We start from the raw sequence: 18,830 nt of genomic DNA, 5'->3' as shown, positions 1-18,830 counted from the left end.
GCCCGGCAGGCATTGACGGCGACGCGCGCTTCTGCGTACGCGCAGGCCGGGCGCCGCCGCTCCCCGCGGAGGGACGGCGCCCGCGCAGGCGCTCAGGGCGTCCACACCCGGTTGCGGGTGGACGGATCGGTGGTGATGTCGCGCAGGCGGCCGTTGCCGCCGAAATGCAGCTGGAACTCGGCGAAGCTGCCCAGCCAGTAGCGCAGCAGGGGCGATTCCAGGTCTGGGTTCTCGCTGCTGATCGGATAGCCCAGCGAGGCGAACACTTGCTCGCGGGTCATGCCCGGGGTCACGCGCGACTGCCGGACCGCCTCGCGCACCTTGGCCGGCCAGCCTTCGATGGCTGGCCTGGGATCCTCGCGCACCACGTAGCGGGCGGCGAAGGCGGCATTGTCGAGGTCGCGGCTGTAGTCGTTGCCGATCTCCTGCTTCTCGCCGTCGATCTGCACCTTCACCCGGTAGCGGCCGTAGCCGGTCACCTTCACCGGGGTGCCTGCGGGGATGACCCGCTTGCCGCCCTCGGCGTAGTTGCTGTCGCTGATCCAGCTGCCATCGCTGCGCATGTTGCAGCACAGGTAGCCGTCGTACTTCTCCTGCGCGCCGGCGCTTCCCGCCAGCAGTGCGGCGGCAATGCCCAGCACGCGCAGGCCCGGGCGTAGGCCGGTGTGCTTGATTCCATCCATCGTGTGGTGCTCCGTTCCCCGGCGGCCGGGCGCGCCGCGATGCGTGTGCCGGGCGCGTATCGGCCCGCGCGCGCCGCCCCCGCGCGCACCGGCATTCTGCCCGCGCGCCTGCACCCGCGTCACGCGCGGTGTAAGCTGGCGCGTGCTTCCGGCCGTTACCAGGCCGATCCCGCACGCTGGAGTACCGTCTTGTCCCGCACATCGTTGACCCGCTTCCTGATCGAGGCCCAGCGCGAAGGCCAGATCAACCCGCAGCTGCGTCTGCTGATCGAAGTGGTGGCCCGCGCCTGCAAGCGGATCTCGGTGGCGGTGGGCAAGGGCGCGCTCAGCGACGTGCTCGGCGATGCGGTCAGCGGCGCCGGCGCCAGCAGCGTCAACGTCCAGGGCGAGGCGCAGAAGAAGCTGGACGTGCTGTCGAACGAGATCCTGCTCGAGGCCAATGCCTGGGGCGGCCATCTTGCGGCCTGCGCCTCCGAGGAAATGGAGCACTGCCAGCCCATCCCCGACGCCTATCCGCGCGGCAACTACCTGCTGCTGTTCGATCCGCTCGATGGCAGCAGCAACATCGACGTCAACGTGTCGATCGGCACCATCTTCTCGGTGCTGCGCGCGCCCGATGGCGCGGGCGAACCCAATGATGGGCACTTCCTGCAGTCCGGGCGCCGACAGGTGGCCGCCGGCTACTGCGTCTACGGGCCCAGTACGCTGCTCGTGCTGACCATCGGCCATGGCACCCACGCCTTCACCCTGGACCGCGAGCAGGGCTCGTTCGTGCTGACCCGGCCGGATCTGCGCATCCCGCCGCGCACGCGCGAGTTCGCCATCAACATGTCCAACCAGCGGCACTGGGAACCGCCGATGCAGGCCTATGTCGCCGACCTGCTGGCCGGCCGCGACGGCCCGCGCGGCCAGGATTTCAACATGCGCTGGATCGCCTCGATGGTGGCCGATGTGCACCGCATCCTGACCCGCGGCGGCATCTTCATCTACCCCTGGGACCGGCGCGAACCCGACCGCGCGGGCAAGCTGCGGCTGATGTACGAGGCCAATCCCATGGGCATGCTGGTCGAGCAGGCCGGCGGCGCGGTCACCGATGGCCGGCGCGCGATCCTCGACATCCAGCCCGATGCGCTGCACCAGCGGGTGCCGGTGTTCATGGGGTCGCGGGAAGAGGTCGAGGAGGCCACCCGCTACCACCTCGAGTACGACGCACGCGCCTGAGTCCGGCGCCGCGCGACGTGCCCGCCCGGCGCAGGGGCGTGTAAGCTGGCCGGGCCATGCACCCCGTCGACCCTGCCGAACTGAATCGCAAGCTGGCCGACCTGCGGCTCGAGCACCGCGACCTGGACACCGCCATCGGCACCCTGCAGGCGAGCATCGCCAGCGACGAACTCACCATCAAGCGCCTGAAGAAGCGCAAGCTGCAGCTCAAGGACCAGATCGCGCGCCTGGAAAGCGCGCTGATCCCCGACGAACCGGCCTGAACCCGCGACGCTCGCGCCCTCTGGCCGGCTGACGCCGGTCGGGGCGTCGGCCGCCCGATACCCCAGCCCGCGCTACGCCGATCAGTGCCCCGGGCGCGAGGCGTGCGCGGCGACGATGTCGCGGCACTGGTAGCGGCGCCAGTGGGTTTCGACCATCGCCGCGTTGCCTGCATCGAACACTACCTTGTACTGGCAGGCGATAAAATTCTCGTCCGCCAAGCGCAGCTTGAGGTCGTCGTCCCATTCCGGGCCGCGCGGCCCGTGTCCGGTGCCGAGCGGCTCGCCGATGAGTGCGCGGACCCGGTCGGGGTGGCGCCCGGCACGACCTGCAGAACCTGTGCGACCGGGGTCGTCCGTCCGTCGCGCTGGAAGGACTCGTCGAAGTCGGGGCGCGACATGCGGATGTCGTCGTAGTCCACCAGCGGCGGTTCGGCTGCGTGGGCGGAGCCGAGCGCCAGGGACAGCGCCAGCATGGCGCCCGTCGTGTTCGTCGCGATTGTCTTGTTGATCTCGTGCCACCTGTTGCGATCGGGTGGGGGCGTTGATGGATCAGCGTTCACGCAGTGCCTCGCCGGCACGGTTGATCGGTTTGACCAAGTATTGCCAGATGGTTTTGCTGCCGGTGCGGATGTCGGCGGTGGTCACCATGCCGGGAACGATCGGGAACCCGGTCCCGGCCTTGTTGGTCAGCACGTCGCTGTCGGTGCGGATGAACACACGGTAGTAGACGATCTCGGGCTTGACCTCGTCGCGGATGGTGTCCGGGGAGATGGTCACCACCTTGCCCGGCAGGCCACCGTAGATCGCGTAGTCGTAGGCCGTGATCTTGACCAGGGCGTCCTGCCCGGGGTGGATGAAGGCGATGTCGCGCGGCGACACCCGGGTTTCGACCAGCAATTGGTCGCCCAGCGGCACGATCACCATTAGTTGACCGTTGGGCGGCACCACACCGCCGATGGTGGTCACTTCGATGTCCTTGACCACACCGCGCACCGGCGATCGCAAGGTGAGCCGGGTCAGGGAATCGGACCGGCCGCGCACCACCGACGACAGCGATTCGACCTCGGCATTGGCCTTGGCCAGTTCCTCGCGGCTGCGCACCATGTACTCCGAGCGCACCTCGGCGATCTTGAGCTGCAGTTCCGATCGCTGGCGTTGCAGGCGCAGCAGTTCGACGTTGCTGGCTGCGCCGGTCTCGAGCAGGGATTCGGTGATCTGCAGTTCGCGCCACACCAGTTCCAGCGAACGCTGCAGCCCGCCGAGCGACTCGGCCAGGCTGCCGCGACGGGAGCGGAACAGCTCGACCTCGGCCGCGACCAGGTCGGCATGTCCGGCCAGTTCCTCCGGGAACTCCAGGCTGGCGCGGCCCTCCACCTCCGCCTGCAGGCGGGTGGCGCTGGCCAGCGCGGCCCGGTACTTGGCGGCGGTTTCCTCGACACTGGATTCGCCGCGGGTCGGATCGAGCTGGCCCAACACCTGGCCCTTCTCGACGATGTCGCCCTCGGCCACGTTCAATCGCGCCAGGATGCCGCCTTCCAGCGACTGGATCGTCTGCTCGCGCGAGGTCGGGATCACCTTGCCTGAGCCGCTGGACACTTCATCGACCTCGAACCACCAGGCCCAGGCCAGGAACGCGAGCACGAACCCACCGACCCACAACACGACCCGCGACGACCCGCTGGCGCGGACCTCGTCGGCGTCGAACACGTCGTCGCTGCGATGACTGCTCAAGACCGCGCCTCCGGTCCAGCGCCATCGCCGCCGGCCTCGCCCGGGCCGCCGGCGGCGGAACTGTCCATGCCGCCGAGGTCGAATCTGCCCGACGCCACGCGAGCTGCAGGCCTGGCCTTGCCGCCGCGCAGCCGCTGCAGGATCTCGTCGCGCGGGCCGTCCAGCAGCACCCGGCCGCTGTCGAGCACCAGCACACGCCGGACCAGTTTCAGCATGGCCTGGCGATGGGTGGCGATCACCAGCGTCGCGGCGGGTGGCAGCGTGTCCAGGCTCCGGATTACTTGCTGCTCGGCGGCTTCGTCCAGCGAGGCGCTGGGCTCGTCGAGCAGCACGATGTGCGGATCGCGTACGAACAGGCGCGCCAGCAGCAGGCTCTGGCGCTGTCCGCCCGACAGCCCGAGGCCGCCCTCCAGCACCACATGGTCCAGGCCGTCGGGCAGGGCGCGCACGTAGGACCACGCCCCGGTCGCCTGCAATGCGGCCACCAGATCCTCATCGGTCGCGGTTGGTGCACCCAGCAGCAGGTTCTCGCGCAGGGTGCCATGGAACAGGCGCGCCTCCTGCGACAGCAGGCCGATGTCGCGGCGCACGTCGGCCGGATCGATCTGCGCCAGCGGCGCATCGTCCAGCATCACATGTCCGGCCTGTGCCTCGAGCAGGCCCGACAGTACCTTGAGCAGCGTCGACTTGCCGGCGCCGTTGCGGCCGAGGATCGCGATCCGCTCGCCGGGCTCGATCGTCAGCGAAGCAACCTTCAGCACCGGCGTCTTGCCGTCGTGGCTGAACACCGCATCCTTCAGCGCATAGCGGCCGTGCAATGCGGGACGATGGATGCGCTTGCCGCGTTCCGGATTGTCAACCGGCATCTGCAGCAGGTTGTCCAGTGCCTCCTTGCCGACCTTGGCCTGCTGCCAGCGTCCCAGGATCTGGGTCAGGCTGGCCAATGGCGCGAGCATGCGCGAGGACAGGATCGATGCGGCCACGAGCACGCCGGTGGTCATCTCCGCTTCCATCACCATCGGCGCGCCGACGAACACCACCACCGCGAACACGCCCGCCTGCACGGTCTGCGACCAGTTGTTCAGGCCGTGGGTCAGGTCGCGCAGCTTCATGCCCGAATCAGCACTGACCTCGTTGTAATGGTTCCAATGGGTCTGGAAACGCGGCTCGGCCTGCAGCAGCTTGATGTCCTCGATGCCCTGCACCGATTCGACCAGCAGCGCGTTGCGGAGCGACGACTCCCGCATCCCTTCCTGGGCCAGCGCACGCAAGCGCTTCTGCATCAGCACCCCCGGCAGCACCATCAGCACCACCGCCACGACCGGGACCCACACCAGGCTGCCGGCGATGTACCAGAACAGCAGGCAGAACAACACGAAGAACGGCACGTCGGCGACCGCGGCGATCGTGGTCGAGGTCAGCATGTCGCGCACCGATTCCAGCTCGCGCAGCTGCGAGATGAAGGTACCGGTCGCCTTGGGTCGCATCGCGTTGCGCACGCGCAGCGCGTGCCCGAACACCTTGTCGGAAATCCGCAGATCGGCGCGCTTGCCCAGCGCATCGGTGATCCGGGTTCTGGCCTGGCGCAGCACGAAGGCGAACACCGCGGCCAGCATCACCCCGCCGAACAGCACGTACAGCGTCGGCATCGACTGCGCCGGCACGACACGGTCGTACACCTGCATCGAGAACAGGATGCCGGTGATGCCCAGGGCATTGGTCACCAGCGAGGCCAGCAGGATGTGGCGGTACGGACGCCAGTCGGTGAGCACCAGGTCGCGCAGCCAGCCTTTCTCGTAGGGCCTGATGTATTCGTCGATCCGGCTGTCGGGTACCGAACGCGCGGGGCGCATCACCGCCATCCGCGCCAGCTGCCCGCGCAGCGAGGCGGCCTCGAGCGTCGTCGCCAGGCCGCCATCGCCACCCAGTTCCAGGGTGAAGCCTTCGCCGGTCATCGCGGTGACGACGCCGACCTGCCCGTCCTCGAGTTCGACCACCATCGGCAACCGCCACGGCGTCAGCCGGGCCGTGTCGGGGTCGACCCAGCGCACCGCCAGGCCGACCTGCCGCGCGAGCCGCTGGACCCGCTGGGCCAGTGGCGTCCGCACGGCGCTGCCGGTGCCGTTCCACGTCGCGGCGACGCGGATCGCCTCTGGCGAACAGTCGATGCGGTAATGGTTGGCCACCCGGACGATCGCATCGACCCAGCCGGAAAGGTCGACCGCCTCGCGTTCCGCGGCCCGCGGCTGCACTGGCCCGTTCCCAGGGGCGTCGCCCAGGCTCACGGCGCCAGTTCCACGCCTGCGAACGCGCGGCGTTCCAGGCCGAAGGCCGGGCGCAGGCGGCCGCTGCCAGCCAGGCAGTCGACCTGCATGCGCAGCAGGTCGTGGCTGTTGTGGGCGCGCTCCACGCGCGCACCGTGGAATTCCTGCTCCGCGTTGAGCAGGTCCAGCAGCGAGCGGGTGCCGAGATCGAGATACTGCTGGCGGTACAGGTCGCGGGTGTGCTCGATGCTGCCGGCACGCTCGCCCAGCACGGCGTTGCGGCCGGCATGGCCGCGGGCCCGCGACTGTGCGTCCGTCAGGCCCTGGCTGGCCTGCAGGCGGGCGTGATCGAGCGCCGCCTCCGCCGCCGACAGCACATGGCCGGCGGCGCGTCGCCGCGCCTGGTGGCCGCCGCCCTGGTACAGCGGCGCACTGACGCTCAAGCCGATGGCCGAGTCATGCGAGTGGCCCATGCGCGAATCGGCATCCAGCCCGCGGCTGACCGAACCATCCACGGAGATGGTCGGCCTGGACTGCGCGCGGGCGTTGTCCAGTTCCGCGCGCGTGGCGCGCAGGTCCGCCTGCGCCACCAGCACCGCCGGCACCTCCGGTCCGCTGGCGGCGGCACTGACGTCGCAGGCACCGCTCAGCACGGCGTCGGCATCGCCACCGGTCGCCGGCAGCGTGGACAGTCCGGTCAGCTGGCGCAACTGCAGGCGCCAGCGTTCCAGCTGCGAGGCGATATCCAGCTGGTTGGCCTGCGCCGCCTCTTCGCGCGCGCGCGCCTGCAGTTCGTCCGACAGCGCGCTGGCGCCCTTGGCGCGGCGTTCGCGAGCAAGATCGGCGATCGCGCTCACGCCCTCGCGCTGCGCCTGGGCCAGCTGCAGCAGTTGTTCGTAGCGGCGCACCTCGATCCAGGCGTGCGCGGTGTCGCGCGCGAGTTCGTCCACCGCCAGCAGCACACGCGCCTGCGCGGCCTCGCGGCCGGCCCGGGCGCGATCGACCTGGCTGGACACCTTGCCGAAGTCGTACAGCATCTGCGACACCGACACGGTGAACGTGTGGACGCGGCGGCTGTCGTAGCCGGGAACGTCGCGGTTGCGGTAGTCCGAGGCCAGTCCGGCCCGCACCTGCGGGTAGTAGCCGGCACGGGCCGCATCGATGGCCTCGACCGATTCGAGCAGGTAACTGGCCGCATTGCGCACGCTCGGATGCCACTCCACCGCGATCGCCACGGCCTGGTTCAAGTCCAGCACCGCCGACGACGACAGCCACGCCTGCGCCGGTTCCTGCTGTTCCGCCTGGTGCACCGGTGCCGCCGCCGAGCCGGCACCGGCGGCCATGGCCAGGCACAGGACCGCCGACCATCGGGGCCAGTCACGTTGACGCTTCGGTGTCTCCTCGCGGCCGGTCATGTGTGCTCTACCGTATGTGGACGACGCGGTACCGGAGCCGGACGGCGTCGGAGACGGATCGGACGTGGCGTTCCAACGGCACTGCCGCAACACACCCTCTTCGACCGCCGGGCCGCTGGACCCCCGCGACGATGTCGCGTACGACCTCGGCCGGCCGCACGCCCCGACTCCCGGGGGGAGCAGGACGTCAGCGCGTGCGAACGCCACGTTCCCTCTCCGCCCGGGTCTGACCGCGGGCGGATGAGGGGCCCGGCAGGGGCCGGCAACTGGCCGGTCAGTCGGCGGGCGTGATGCTGATCGCGACGCGGCGGTTCGGATGCAGGCAGGCGCGCAGCTCCGGCGTCGGGCGCTCGCCTTCGCATTGCTTGACCTGCTCGGCCTCGCCGCGGCCCGAGGTGCCGAGGCGTTCGCGTTCGATGCCGCGCGAGACCAGGTAGTCGGCTACGGTACGGGCCCGTCGTTCGGACAGGTCCTGGTTGTAGGCGACGCTGCCCAGGCGGTCGGTGTGGCCGACGATATCGACCCGGCTGCGGGTACCCGACAGCTGGCGGGCCAACTGGTCCAGCACCTCCATGCCCCGGGCGGTCAGCACGTCCTGATCGAAGTCGAACAGGAAGTCGCCGGACAGGTCGAAATGCTGCGGCACCGGAGACGGTGCGGCAACCGCCGCCAGCTTGCACTGGTAACGGCGCCACGAGGTCTCGCGCACGGTGTCGTTGTCGGCCTCGAACACCACCTTGTACTGGCAGACGATGAAGTCCTCATCGGCGATGTCCAGCTTCAGGTTGTAGTCCCACTCCGGGCCACGTTCGCCCTGGCCGGCCGAGAGCGGCTGCCCGAGCAGTTCGCGCACCCGCTCGGCCTTCACGCCAGGCACCACGCTCAGGATCTGGTCGGCCGGCACCCGGCGGCCGTCGCGCTTGAACGGCTCGTCGTAGTCGGCCAGGTCCATCGTCACGTTGCTGTAGTCCAGCCCGTGCGGGTTGAACTCCGGGGCACTGCTCCGGCTCTGGGCAACGGCGCACGCCGGCGCCAGCAGCGCCACCGCCAGCAGGCTCGTCAGGATCGTTTTGCTCATCGTATACCTCGGTTCTTCAGGAAGCGGGTAGTGCGCAACCTCATCGGACTGCACGCCACGCCATCGATTCCGCCGGGCCCGGGCGAGCCGTCGGCCCGCCCGGGTTGCAGAGGCGTCACACCAGCGCAGACTGTTGCTGGTCCAGTTCGTCCAGCAGGGTCTGCATCACCGGCGAGGCCACCGGCAGCGTCGCTTGCGAACCGGAGTCGGCCGTCGCCGAAGCGTTGGCGCCATCCGCAGGCAGCCATGCATCGAGGCTGCCGTCCGTGGATGGGCCTAGCAGATCGGACATCGCCGGCAGCGCATGCTGTTCCTCGCCCAGCGACCCGGCGATGACCTCATCACCATCGGTCGAGAAAGGCGACTCGCCGCCCAGGCTATCGGGAAGAACGGTGCCCGCCGGGTGGACCGTGATCGTCAGCGTCGACGCGGCGGTGTCACCATCGCCATCGATCAAGGTGAAGCCGATGTCCTCGACACGCGTACCCGAATCGATGATCGGCGGGGTGTAGCTGTACTCGCCGGTCTCCATGTTGACGACCAGCCGGCCCCCGGTGTTCACATCGCCGCCCGGCCCCTCGGTGAGGATGTTCCAGGTATTGCTGGCTGGATCAAACGTGCCATTGGCAGCACCGCCGGTCACGTTTCCTTCGTTGTCATAGGTCCGGCCGTTGACGGTGATATCGAGCAACCCACCGCCATCGGCGCCGAGGGCGGAATTGCCGCCGAGGGCACCCCCCACATCCACCACTGCACCCTGCGCGGCATCGACCACCGTGTCACGCAGGATCGGCGGCAGTTCATTGATGTCTCCCACCATGACGGCATCGGTGTTTGCATCGTTGATGCCATCGTAGGCAATCCGGTCCATGTTCTCGCGCGCGGTGTTCAACTGGTTAGCCGGAACCTGCATGCCAAAGGCCATGGAGTGGATCTGGTTGTCCCTCAGAAAGTCGATCCAGAAGGCCTCTTCGTTGTCCTGGATGCCCTGGTCGCCTTGAGTCCCGGGAATGCCCGGCCAATCGAACCCGCCATTGGGCTGGCCATCGGACAGGAAATAAGAAACGTTCTTGGCCCCGGCAATCTTGCCTTCGCTGTGGAAGGCGTCCATGGCTCTGACCAGCGATGCGTCATAGTTGGTTCCACCACTGTTTGTACTTAGGCCCTGGACGTACGCGATCGCATCCTCGATGTTCGTCCATTCATCGCCCCAGGCAACCGAATCAGCCTCAATGCCAAGCAGCACGATCCGCACCGAGACCTCACCCAGACCGTCGTAGGTATTGAGCAAGTCCTCGACGGCCTGTTTCATCAATGCCGTCCGTTGAGCGCCCATGCTGCCTGAGATATCCAGGATCAGCATGACGTTGGTGTCCTGCTCCGGCAGCACGACGTCCGCCGAACCCGGGCTGGCGACTGGCGCGTCGTCCTGCACCACGACGTTCAGTGTCCCGGTGCCGGAAGGATTCACCCCGTCGCCGGCAGTGACCGTCAGTTCCACCGTCGTGGTGTTCTCTCCGCCGCCCGGCGGATGGTCGACCGGGCCGGACAGCGTGACCTCGTAATTGCCGTCGAGGTCGATGGTCGCGCGCAGCACTTCATTGCCGTCGGCGGTGCCGATCAGCGGATCGCTGGCGGTCCCGGTGCCGGTCCAGGTGATGGGCTCGCCGCCGGATGTCAGGCCCGAGGGACCGGACAGGGTCAGCGAAGTGACAGTGACGACACTGTCCGCGTCGTTGATCGTGACGGTGCCGGTGGCGACGGTGTCGGTATCGTCGCCAGGCTCGGCCACGCCATTGGGCAGGCCCTCTTCCGACACATGGGCCGTGGCATCGATCACCACCGGCCCGTTGTCGTTGAGGTCGCGCTCGTTGAGGGTGACCGGGATGGACGTCGCGCCGCCATTGCCGTCGGAAGCGATCACCGTGATCGTCCGGCTGTTGCTGCCGGCTTCGAAGTCGTTGGCCTCCGAAGCGGCGCCCGCCGCCGTCAACGTGATCTCGCCGGTTGCTGGGTCGATCGCGTACCAGCCGTTGGGATCGCTGTCCGGGTCGATGCTGTAGGCGATCGTGTCGCCATCCTGGTCGACGGCCGCGACCGTACCCAGCGTGGTCCCCGCCGGCGAGTTCTCGTCGTATTCGAACGCGTAGCCGCCCGGTCCCACGGGCACGTCCTGGCCGGGATTGTCCGGATCCTCCTCCACGAACACCGGCGACTCGTTGAGGTCCAGCTCGTTGAGCGTGACCACGATCGTGGTCGTGCCGCCATTGCCGTCGCTGGCCTCGACCGTGACCTGGCGGCTGTTGCTGCCCGACTCGTAGTCGTTGGCCAGCGAGGCCGCGCCCGCCGGGGTCAGGCTGATCTCGCCCGTGACCGGGTCGATCGCGTACCAGCCGTTGTCGTTGCCGCCGGTGATCGCGAAGGTCACGGCGTCGCCGTCGACGTCGCCCGCCTGCACCCGGCCCAGCACCGTGTCCGCCGGGGTGTTCTCGTCGTAGTTGATCGTGTAGCTGGCCGGGTCGCTTCCGCTGGGCGGGTTGAAGATCGTGCCCGGCGCGTCCGGATCAGGAGTCGGGCCGCCCGCGTTCGGATCCTCGAACACCGGCGGATCGTTGACCGGAATGACCTCGATGACGACCGTACTGGTCGTGGTGCCGCCGTTGCCGTCGTCGATGATGACCACGAACTCGTCAGGACCGTTGTAGTCCTCGTTCGGCGTGTAGGTGTACTCGCCCGTATCCGGGTCGATGACCACCGTGCCGTTGGCCGGCGGCTGGCCGAGCGTGTAGGTCAGCTCGTCGCCATCGGGATCGGTCCCGGTGACCCTGCCCGATACCGGTGTGTCTTCCGGCGTGGTATGGCTGTAGTCGCCCGTCTCCGGATCGAAATCCTGCCCGGGGATGTAGCCCGGGTCCTGCGGATCCAGCCCTTCGTTCGGGTCCGCCGGAACCGGCGACTCGTTGAGGTCGAGCTCGTTGAGGTGGACCGTGATCGTGGTCGTACCGCCATTGCCGTCGCTGGCCGTCACCGTGATCGGGTGGCTGTTGTCGCCCGACTCGTAGTCGTTTGCCAGCGAGGCCGCACCTTCCGGAGTCAGGGTGATCACGCCGGTGGTCGGGTCGATCGCGTACCAGCCGTCGCCGTTGCCGCCGGTGATCGCGAAGGTCACGGTGTCGCCGTCGTCGTCGCTCGCCTGGACCTGGCCCAGCGCGGTACCCGCCGGCGTGTTCTCGTTGTAGCTGATCGTGTAGCTCGCCGGCGTGCTGCCGCTGGGCGGGTTGAAGATCGTGCCCGGCTCATCCGGTTCCGGCGGCGTACCGCCTGCGTTCGGATCCACGAACACCGGCGACTCGTTGAGGTCCAGCTCGTTGAGCGTGACCACGATCGTGGTCGTGCCGCCATTGCCGTCGCTGGCCTCGACCGTGACCTGGCGGCTGTTGCTGCCCGACTCGTAGTCGTTGGCCAGCGAGGCCGCGCCCGCCGGGGTCAGGCTGATCTCGCCCGTGACCGGGTCGATCGCGTACCAGCCGTTGTCGTTGCCGCCGGTGATCGCGAAGGTCACGGCGTCGCCGTCGACGTCGCCCGCCTGCACCCGGCCCAGCACCGTGTCCGCCGGGGTGTTCTCGTCGTAGTTGATCGTGTAGCTGGCCGGGTCGCTTCCGCTGGGCGGGTTGAAGATCGTGCCCGGCGCGTCCGGATCAGGAGTCGGGCCGCCCGCGTTCGGATCCTCGAACACCGGCGGATCGTTGACCGGAATGACCTCGATGACGACCGTACTGGTCGTGGTGCCGCCGTTGCCGTCGTCGATGATGACCACGAACTCGTCAGGACCGTTGTAGTCCTCGTTCGGCGTGTAGGTGTACTCGCCCGTATCCGGGTCGATGACCACCGTGCCGTTGGCCGGCGGCTGGCCGAGCGTGTAGGTCAGCTCGTCGCCATCGGGATCGGTCCCGGTGACCCTGCCCGATACCGGTGTGTCTTCCGGCGTGGTATGGCTGTAGTCGCCCGTCTCCGGATCGAAATCCTGCCCGGGGATGTAGCCCGGATCCTGCGGATCCAGCCCTTCGTTCGGGTCCGCCGGAACCGGTGTGTCGTTGACCGGAGTGACTTCGATGACGATCGTGCTGGTGGTGGTGCCGCCGTTGCCGTCATCGATGGTGACCACGAACTCGTCGGGACCGTTGTAGTCCTCGTTCGGCGTGTAGGTGTACTCGCCCGTATCCGGATCGATGACTACCGTACCGTTGGCCGGCGGCGTCGTGACCACGTAGGTCAGGCTGTCGCCATCGACGTCCTCGCCGACGACGCGGCCGCTGACCGGCGTGTCCTCCGGCGTCTCGTGCCCGTAGTTCTGCGCAGAGGGCGGATCGTTGACCGGGGTGACGTCGATGGTGATCGTGCTGGTCGTGGTGCCGCCATTGCCGTCGTCGATGGTGACGACGAACGTGTCCGGACCGTTGTAATCCGGAGCCGGCGTGTAGGTGTATTCCCCGGTCTGCGGGTTGATCGTCACCGTGCCGTGGGCGGGCTGGGTGGTGACGGTATAGGTCAGGCTGTCGCCATCGGGGTCGGTGCCGGCCACGCGGCCGGTGACCGAGGTGTCTTCGGCGAGGGTGTGCGCGTGATTCTGGGCTTCGGGCGGGTTGTTGGACTTGTCGTCGTCGTCATCGAGCGCCTTGTAGAGGGCACCGGCGCCAATCAGTCCGAGCGCGGCGATCGCCCAGCCGGGCAGGCCGCCCGCGACCGGTGGCGGCAACAGCAGGGCATGGTCCTCCTGGATCTCGGCGAAGTGGAACTCGGACCAGGGGCTGGTGTACTGGCCCCACCACAGCACCTCATCCGCGTCTTCCAGCACCAGGTCGCTGCGTTCGCCATCCTCGTCGACGACGAAGAAGTTGCGGATGGTGATCGTGCGGCCATCCTTGAGCACGAGCAGCAGGTGGTCGCCAGCGCGCTCGAACCGCTCTACGAGTTCCGGGCCGATCTTCAGCTTGACGATGCTCGCGTGGTACAGGGTGATGTCATCCGTGTTGATCGAGGTGACGTTGCCTGCTGCCTTCTGCACGATTTCGGTCGACATGTGGTTCCTTGGAAGCATCTGGATTTGGAGTGGCGAGCCGCGATGGGCGGCAGGAGGACGCACCGCGTTCTAGGGAACGCGGTCGGGTCGGCGGCGGGATGGCAAGGGATGCCCCGCGAGGCGAGTGAAGATCTGGACGCTGACCGTATGATCAGCGGGCGATCCTTCCACAAGCAGTAGATTCCCGGCCGGGCATGCGCCCCCTGCTGCACGAACCACACGGCCCGGACAGCTCGCTGCGCCACTCTGAGGTCCTGACCAGATGCAATCAATCCCGCGTTCCTCACCGAATCTCACCTCATGGAGGATGACCCGTTGGCTGCATGTTCCCGGGATCATCGATCCGGTGGATCGCCGCAACGCCCCGATCCTCCAGCTGGCGCTGCTGGCACTGGGCACGGCGCCGCCGCTGCTGTGGCTCTACCGCATTTTCGGCACCGACATTGCATGGCGGCCCGGCGAGACGCTCAGCCTCCTGATCAGCCTGCTGATCAGCGCGCTGGCGCTATGGTCGGTCCTGCTGATCCGGCGCAAGCGGTTCCAGCGCGCTATCCGCCAGCTGATGGCGATCGTGGCGTTGCTGACGATCGCGTCGCACGCAGCCAACGGGCTGGCCGCGCACATGTTCGAGATGCCGGTCCAGCTCCTGTGGCTGTTCATTGCCGGAATGATGATCGGCCGGCGCGCGCTGTGGGCCATGTTCGGGGCGCTTGCCCTTGCACTGTTGCTGGGTGCATTCGCCGAGGCGCGTCTGGAGCAGGCCGATCTCGACGCCTATCTGGGCGACGCCGTGATCCGCTCGATCATGTTCCTCATCATCGCCCTGGTCATCGACCGCAGCGTGGCGGCGTTACGCGAGAGCCTGGATGACGCTGTGTTGCGCGGTGTGCAGCTGGAGCAGGCGAACGCGCGCCTGCAGGCCGAGATGGCCGCCCGCGAGCAGGCGCAGGCGCAACTGCTGCACGCACAGAAGATGGAAGCTGTCGGGCGCATGGCCAGCGGTCTCGCGCACGATTTCGGACACCTGCTGACCCTCATCGACGGTTATGCCTGCCAGGCCCAGCGGGCGGGCGCGCAGCAGGAGCGGGCAGCCGCGCTGGAGGGGGTGCGTTCGGCCACGCGCCGCGCGCATGCGCAGGTCGGCAAGCTGATGCATTTCGCCCGTGCCGATACCCCGCTGATCGAGACATTGGACGCGGTCGAAGCTCTGCAGGCGATTGCGCCGATGCTGCGCCAGACGCTTGGCCCCTCGATCGTGTTCCGGCTGCAGCTTGCGACGGGTCCGCTGCCGATCCGCGTGGATCGCGACCAGTTCGCCCTGGTGCTGCTCAATATCGCCGCCAATGCCCTGGATGCGATGCCGGACGGGGGCGAGTTCGCCATCAGCGCGGACGTCGACCGGAGCGCGAAGCGGCTGGAACTGCGCCTGAGCGATACCGGTCCCGGTATTCCCGAGGCGGCCCGCCCGTACGTGTTCCAGCCGTTTTTCACCACCAAGCCGCTGGGCCACGGCACCGGCCTTGGGCTGGCCGTCAGTCAGGATCTGGCGGAGTCCTGGGGCGGGTCGCTGTCCTGCACCGTCCCGCCTGCCGCAGGCGGAACCGTCTTCGTCCTCACGCTGCCGTTGGCGGAGTAGGGCGGGCTACGCCGACGTCCGACGTCGGGGAGGCGTGGAGTCCAGACGGTAACCCACGCCCCTGACGGTCGCCAGCGCCAGCGCCTCGCCGGCCGCTTCGCATTTACGCCGCAGCCGATACACGAGCATCTCGAGTCGATGCGGGTCGAATGCGCTCGCATCCTCGGCCAGGCGCTCCACCAGGGCTTCGCGCGACACGACCTGGCCTGTGCATCGGGTGAGCAGATCCATTACTTCGCGCTCGTTACGGCTCAGCGCGACCAATCGGCCGGTTGGGGCCTCCAGTGTCCATCCGTCCTGGACCAGAGACCATCCGGCGGTTCCGTTGCCGGGCGCCGTTTCGGCAACGATTACCCGTCTGCCCAGATTGCGCAGGGATTGCACGATCTCGTCGACGCCCATGGGCTTGGCGAGGTAGACATCTGCGCCGGCGCGCAGGCCGCGCATGCGATCGGCCGGGCGGCCGTGCCCCGAATAGATCACGATGCCCACCACGTCCGACAGGGTGCGCAGGTGTCTGGCCACCTCGACCCCGTCATCGTCCGGCAGCCCGACATCGAGCAATACCAGATCGAAGGGCGCGCGCGTCCACTCTCGGTAGAGATCCAGGGTGCGGCAGAAGCCGACGGCCTCGAAGCCGGCGCCATGGAGTGCGGGTAGCAGGATCGCTTCGCGCAGCTCCTTGTCGTCCTCGACGACGGCCACCCGCAATGCGGGTGGGATCGAGGGGTTGTCGGAACCTGCCGGCGTCACGGCGCCGGATTGTGGACGGCGACGGCAGGCCCGGCCGCCTCGGGACTCACCTTCTCGATGGTGTGCCGCAGCTCGCGGCCGAGGATGATCTTGGCGTCGCGCGCCCAGGTCTCCAGGCGCTGGTCGAACACCAGCTTGCTGTTCTGGTCGAGCTTGACCAGGCCCAGTTCGCGCAGCTTCTGGATGAAGCCGCGGAACAGGCTCTTGTCGAAGAACTCCGGCGCCGCAGGCGCATACAGCAGGCTCAGGCGCTGCGCGGCGAGCTGGCACAGGCTCTCCAGTTCGCCCGCGCCGAGCGTGCCCGGGCCGTTCTTGGCCAGCACCGAGATGGCGATGTAGTAACGCTCGAACGCCTGCTGCAGCGGATGTCCGATCGCGCGCAGGCGGAACACCTCGTCCGACTGCCCGGCGTTGCGCGCCAGGATGCCGCCGTCGTCGTCGCTGACCTGCTGCAGCAGCCCCTCGCGGATGAACACGTCGATGGTGCGGTCGATGCGTTCGGCGAAGCCGTGCTCGTCCCAGGCCAGGAACAACTCGCCCTGCAGGAAGGGATACACCGCCCGCCCGATCCGCATCAGCGTGTCGCGCGCCATGCGCCGGTTGTGCTGGAAGCAGCAGGCGATCCAGGCCGATGCGGTGAACAGGTGCAGCACGTTGTTGCGGAAGTAGCTCAGCAGCACCGCGTCCTCGTCGCCCACGCTGAACACGTCGCCGAGCGGGTGCGCGATGCGGCGCAGCACGCCGATCTCCTCGCCATGCGCCACGATCTCGCGCGGCGAGTGCGGGGTCACCGTCACGCGGTCGGAGTAGGGCACTTCGGCCAGCAGGGTCTTGGACAGTGCGATCTGCGCCAGCAGGTCGGCCTCGCCCATGGTGTGCTTGGGCGTGGACAGCAGCGCCAGCGCCAGCAGGTTGATCGGATTGACGTCCGCGGCGCGGTTGATGTTGACCTGGATGCGCTGCGCGGCCGCGTCCACGGTATCGGACAGCCAGTCGGGCTTGTCCTCGTCCGAGAGCGGGCGCCCATCCCAGTCAGTGGCGTGTTCGGCCAGCAGTTCGGCCAGCGGAATCGGCTCGCCGAAGTTCACCACCACCTGGCCGTAGTTCTGCCGCAGCACCTTGGGGATGCTCCACAGCAGCGTCCAGATCGATTCCTTTTCCTTGGGCTTGCCGGACAGCTCGTCCAGGTAGCTGCCGCCTTCCATCAGCTTTTCGTAGCCGATGTACACCGGCTGGAACAGCACCGGGCGGGAGGGCTGTCGCAGGTAGGCGCGCAGGGTCATCGAGATCATGCCGCCCTTGGGCTGCAGCAGCCGGCCGGTGCGCGAACGGCCGCCCTCGATGAAGTATTCGATCGAATAGCCGCCCGCGATCAGCTGCGCCACGTACTCGGCCAGCACCGCCGAATACAGCGCCGAGCCGCGGATCGAGCGGCGGATGAAGAACGCACCGCCGCGGCGCAGGATCGGGCCGATCACCGGCAGGTTGAGGTTGATGCCGGCCACGATGTGCGGCGGCACGATGCCCTTGGTGTAGAGCAGGTAGGACAGGAGCAGGTAGTCCATGTGGCTGCGGTGGCTGGGCACGTAGATCACCTCGTGCCCGGGCGCGGCCGCCTTCAGGCTGTCGAGGTGGTGCACCAGCACGCCGCGGTAGATCCGGTTCCACACCGAGGTCAGCAGGAACGAGGCCGAGCGCACCACCGGGTGCGAGTAGTCGGCGGCGATCTCGTAGGCCATGGCGTGGGCCTTCTTCCACGCGTCCTCGGGCGAGCTGCTGTCGCGCCGCGCCTGGTCGGCGATCGCGTCCTTCACCGGCTGCGAGGACAGCACCTTGTCGATCAGCAGGCGGCGCGTGGACAGGTCCGGCCCGATGATCGCCTCGCGCAGGCGGTTGAAGTGGGTGCGCAGCACGCGCGAGAGCTTGCGCACGCTGCGTTCCGGCGGCAGGTCCTCGGCCAGCAGGTCGCGGATGCTCACCGGCGCGGCGAACTGCACCAGGGTGTCGCGGCCGTTGAGCAGGATCGCCAGCAGCCGCCGGAAGCGGCCGACGATCGCCCAGTTCTCCGAGAACAGCACCGAGAACCAGCCCGACGCCTTGTCCGGCGAGCGGCCCACGAAGATCGAGACAGGCACCAGCTGCACGTCCAGCGCAGGGTCTGCGCGATGCGCCTCGAGCAGGCGCGCCAGCGATTCGGAATGGGTCTTCTTCGGCGCCGACTGGCCGGTGGCCAGCGCCAGCGCACCGCCCATGTTGCGGCGGGACAGCGCCACGTAGGCGCGCTTGCGGCCCAGCGGATCGCCCGGCAACGGCCGCAGCGGGGACGGCATGCCGGTCTCGCGGCAGGCGCGATCCAGGATCAGGGCGTTCGACAGCCCGTAGTCCTCGAGCACATAGCAGACCGGCCGTGCGTCGACCAGTTCGGGCGGCGCCTGCGGTTCGAGCTTCAGGTCGATCCAGGGCTGCAGCACCCGGCCCGCCAGCTTCGCCCACCATGGCCGGCCGCTGCGCATCGCGACCACGCGCGGTGGCGGCGGACCGCGGCCGTCCGGATCGGAGGGGGGCCGGTCGTCGCGCGGCGCGCCGCCTTGGCCGGCGGGTGGCTCGGCCTCGAAGAGGGTGGGTTGGCTGGGCATCCCTCGCATTATGCCCAAGCCGGGAGGTCGGCCGGCCAGGGGCGGCCGGTCAGCGACGTCAAGGTGGGCT

General features: G+C 68.5%; 12 protein-coding genes. 3 read left to right on the top strand and 9 right to left on the bottom strand.

Going from position 1 to position 18,830, the window contains the following annotated elements; all coding sequences use genetic code 11:
* Positions 1 to 92: 92 nt before the first annotated feature.
* Entirely contained in the window at positions 93 to 683 is a 591-nt protein-coding gene (locus ACQYVW_RS07090) for a hypothetical protein (protein ID WP_434946490.1), read from the bottom strand.
* Positions 684 to 872: 189 nt separating this feature from the next.
* Here ACQYVW_RS07090 and ACQYVW_RS07085 point away from each other — a divergent pair, with 189 nt between their 5' ends.
* Both ACQYVW_RS07085 and ACQYVW_RS07080 read left to right on the top strand, forming a co-directional pair.
* On the top strand, positions 873 to 1,904 hold the full coding sequence (locus tag ACQYVW_RS07085; protein ID WP_434934407.1) for a class 1 fructose-bisphosphatase: 1,032 nt from the start codon (positions 873 to 875) through the stop codon (positions 1,902 to 1,904).
* 56 nt (positions 1,905 to 1,960) lie between these two features.
* Positions 1,961 to 2,167, top strand: coding sequence for a YdcH family protein (locus ACQYVW_RS07080; RefSeq protein WP_434934406.1), 207 nt, complete (start codon positions 1,961 to 1,963; stop codon positions 2,165 to 2,167).
* Positions 2,168 to 2,248: 81 nt separating this feature from the next.
* Here the strand turns inward: ACQYVW_RS07080 and ACQYVW_RS07075 are convergent, their stop codons facing one another.
* From ACQYVW_RS07075 to ACQYVW_RS07050, 6 genes are all read right to left on the bottom strand, one after another.
* A complete protein-coding gene (locus ACQYVW_RS07075) occupies positions 2,249 to 2,386 on the bottom strand; it encodes a hypothetical protein (RefSeq protein WP_434934405.1) in 138 nt (45 codons plus the stop codon).
* Positions 2,387 to 2,716: 330 nt separating this feature from the next.
* A complete protein-coding gene (locus ACQYVW_RS07070) occupies positions 2,717 to 3,898 on the bottom strand; it encodes a beta-barrel domain-containing protein (protein ID WP_434946489.1) in 1,182 nt (393 codons plus the stop codon).
* Positions 3,895 to 6,150 (bottom strand): type I secretion system permease/ATPase, encoded by a 2,256-nt coding sequence (locus tag ACQYVW_RS07065; RefSeq protein WP_434946488.1) that lies wholly within the window; start codon positions 6,148 to 6,150, stop codon positions 3,895 to 3,897. The genes ACQYVW_RS07070 and ACQYVW_RS07065 overlap by 4 nt, the downstream gene beginning before the upstream one ends.
* A 29-nt stretch (positions 6,151 to 6,179) precedes the next feature.
* Positions 6,180 to 7,505, bottom strand: a complete 1,326-nt coding sequence (locus ACQYVW_RS07060; RefSeq protein ID WP_434934402.1) for a TolC family outer membrane protein — start codon at positions 7,503 to 7,505, stop codon at positions 6,180 to 6,182.
* Positions 7,506 to 7,851: 346 nt separating this feature from the next.
* Positions 7,852 to 8,655: an OmpA family protein gene (locus tag ACQYVW_RS07055; protein WP_434946487.1), complete on the bottom strand. Its 804-nt coding sequence runs from the start codon at positions 8,653 to 8,655 to the stop codon at positions 7,852 to 7,854.
* A 115-nt stretch (positions 8,656 to 8,770) separates the two neighbouring features.
* Positions 8,771 to 13,735 (bottom strand): cadherin-like domain-containing protein, encoded by a 4,965-nt coding sequence (locus ACQYVW_RS07050; RefSeq protein WP_434946486.1) that lies wholly within the window; start codon positions 13,733 to 13,735, stop codon positions 8,771 to 8,773.
* 307 nt (positions 13,736 to 14,042) lie between these two features.
* On the opposite strand from ACQYVW_RS07050, the gene ACQYVW_RS07045 reads away from it, so the two are divergent.
* The gene (locus tag ACQYVW_RS07045) at positions 14,043 to 15,371 is read left to right on the top strand and encodes a sensor histidine kinase (RefSeq protein WP_434946485.1); all 1,329 of its coding nucleotides are present in this window, start codon (positions 14,043 to 14,045) and stop codon (positions 15,369 to 15,371) included.
* 6 nt (positions 15,372 to 15,377) lie between these two features.
* Here ACQYVW_RS07045 and ACQYVW_RS07040 read toward each other — a convergent pair whose 3' ends face one another.
* Positions 15,378 to 16,124 (bottom strand): response regulator transcription factor, encoded by a 747-nt coding sequence (locus tag ACQYVW_RS07040; protein ID WP_434934398.1) that lies wholly within the window; start codon positions 16,122 to 16,124, stop codon positions 15,378 to 15,380.
* Positions 16,121 to 18,760, bottom strand: coding sequence for a glycerol-3-phosphate 1-O-acyltransferase PlsB (gene plsB / locus ACQYVW_RS07035; protein WP_434934397.1), 2,640 nt, complete (start codon positions 18,758 to 18,760; stop codon positions 16,121 to 16,123). The genes ACQYVW_RS07040 and plsB overlap by 4 nt, the downstream gene beginning before the upstream one ends.
* Positions 18,761 to 18,830: the final 70 nt, after the last annotated feature.

This window comes from Luteimonas campi, assembly GCF_051162505.1.
Lineage (GTDB): Bacteria > Pseudomonadota > Gammaproteobacteria > Xanthomonadales > Xanthomonadaceae > Luteimonas.
Note: the sequence above shows the minus strand (reverse complement) of the source record. Positions and strands in the feature narration are given on the sequence as shown.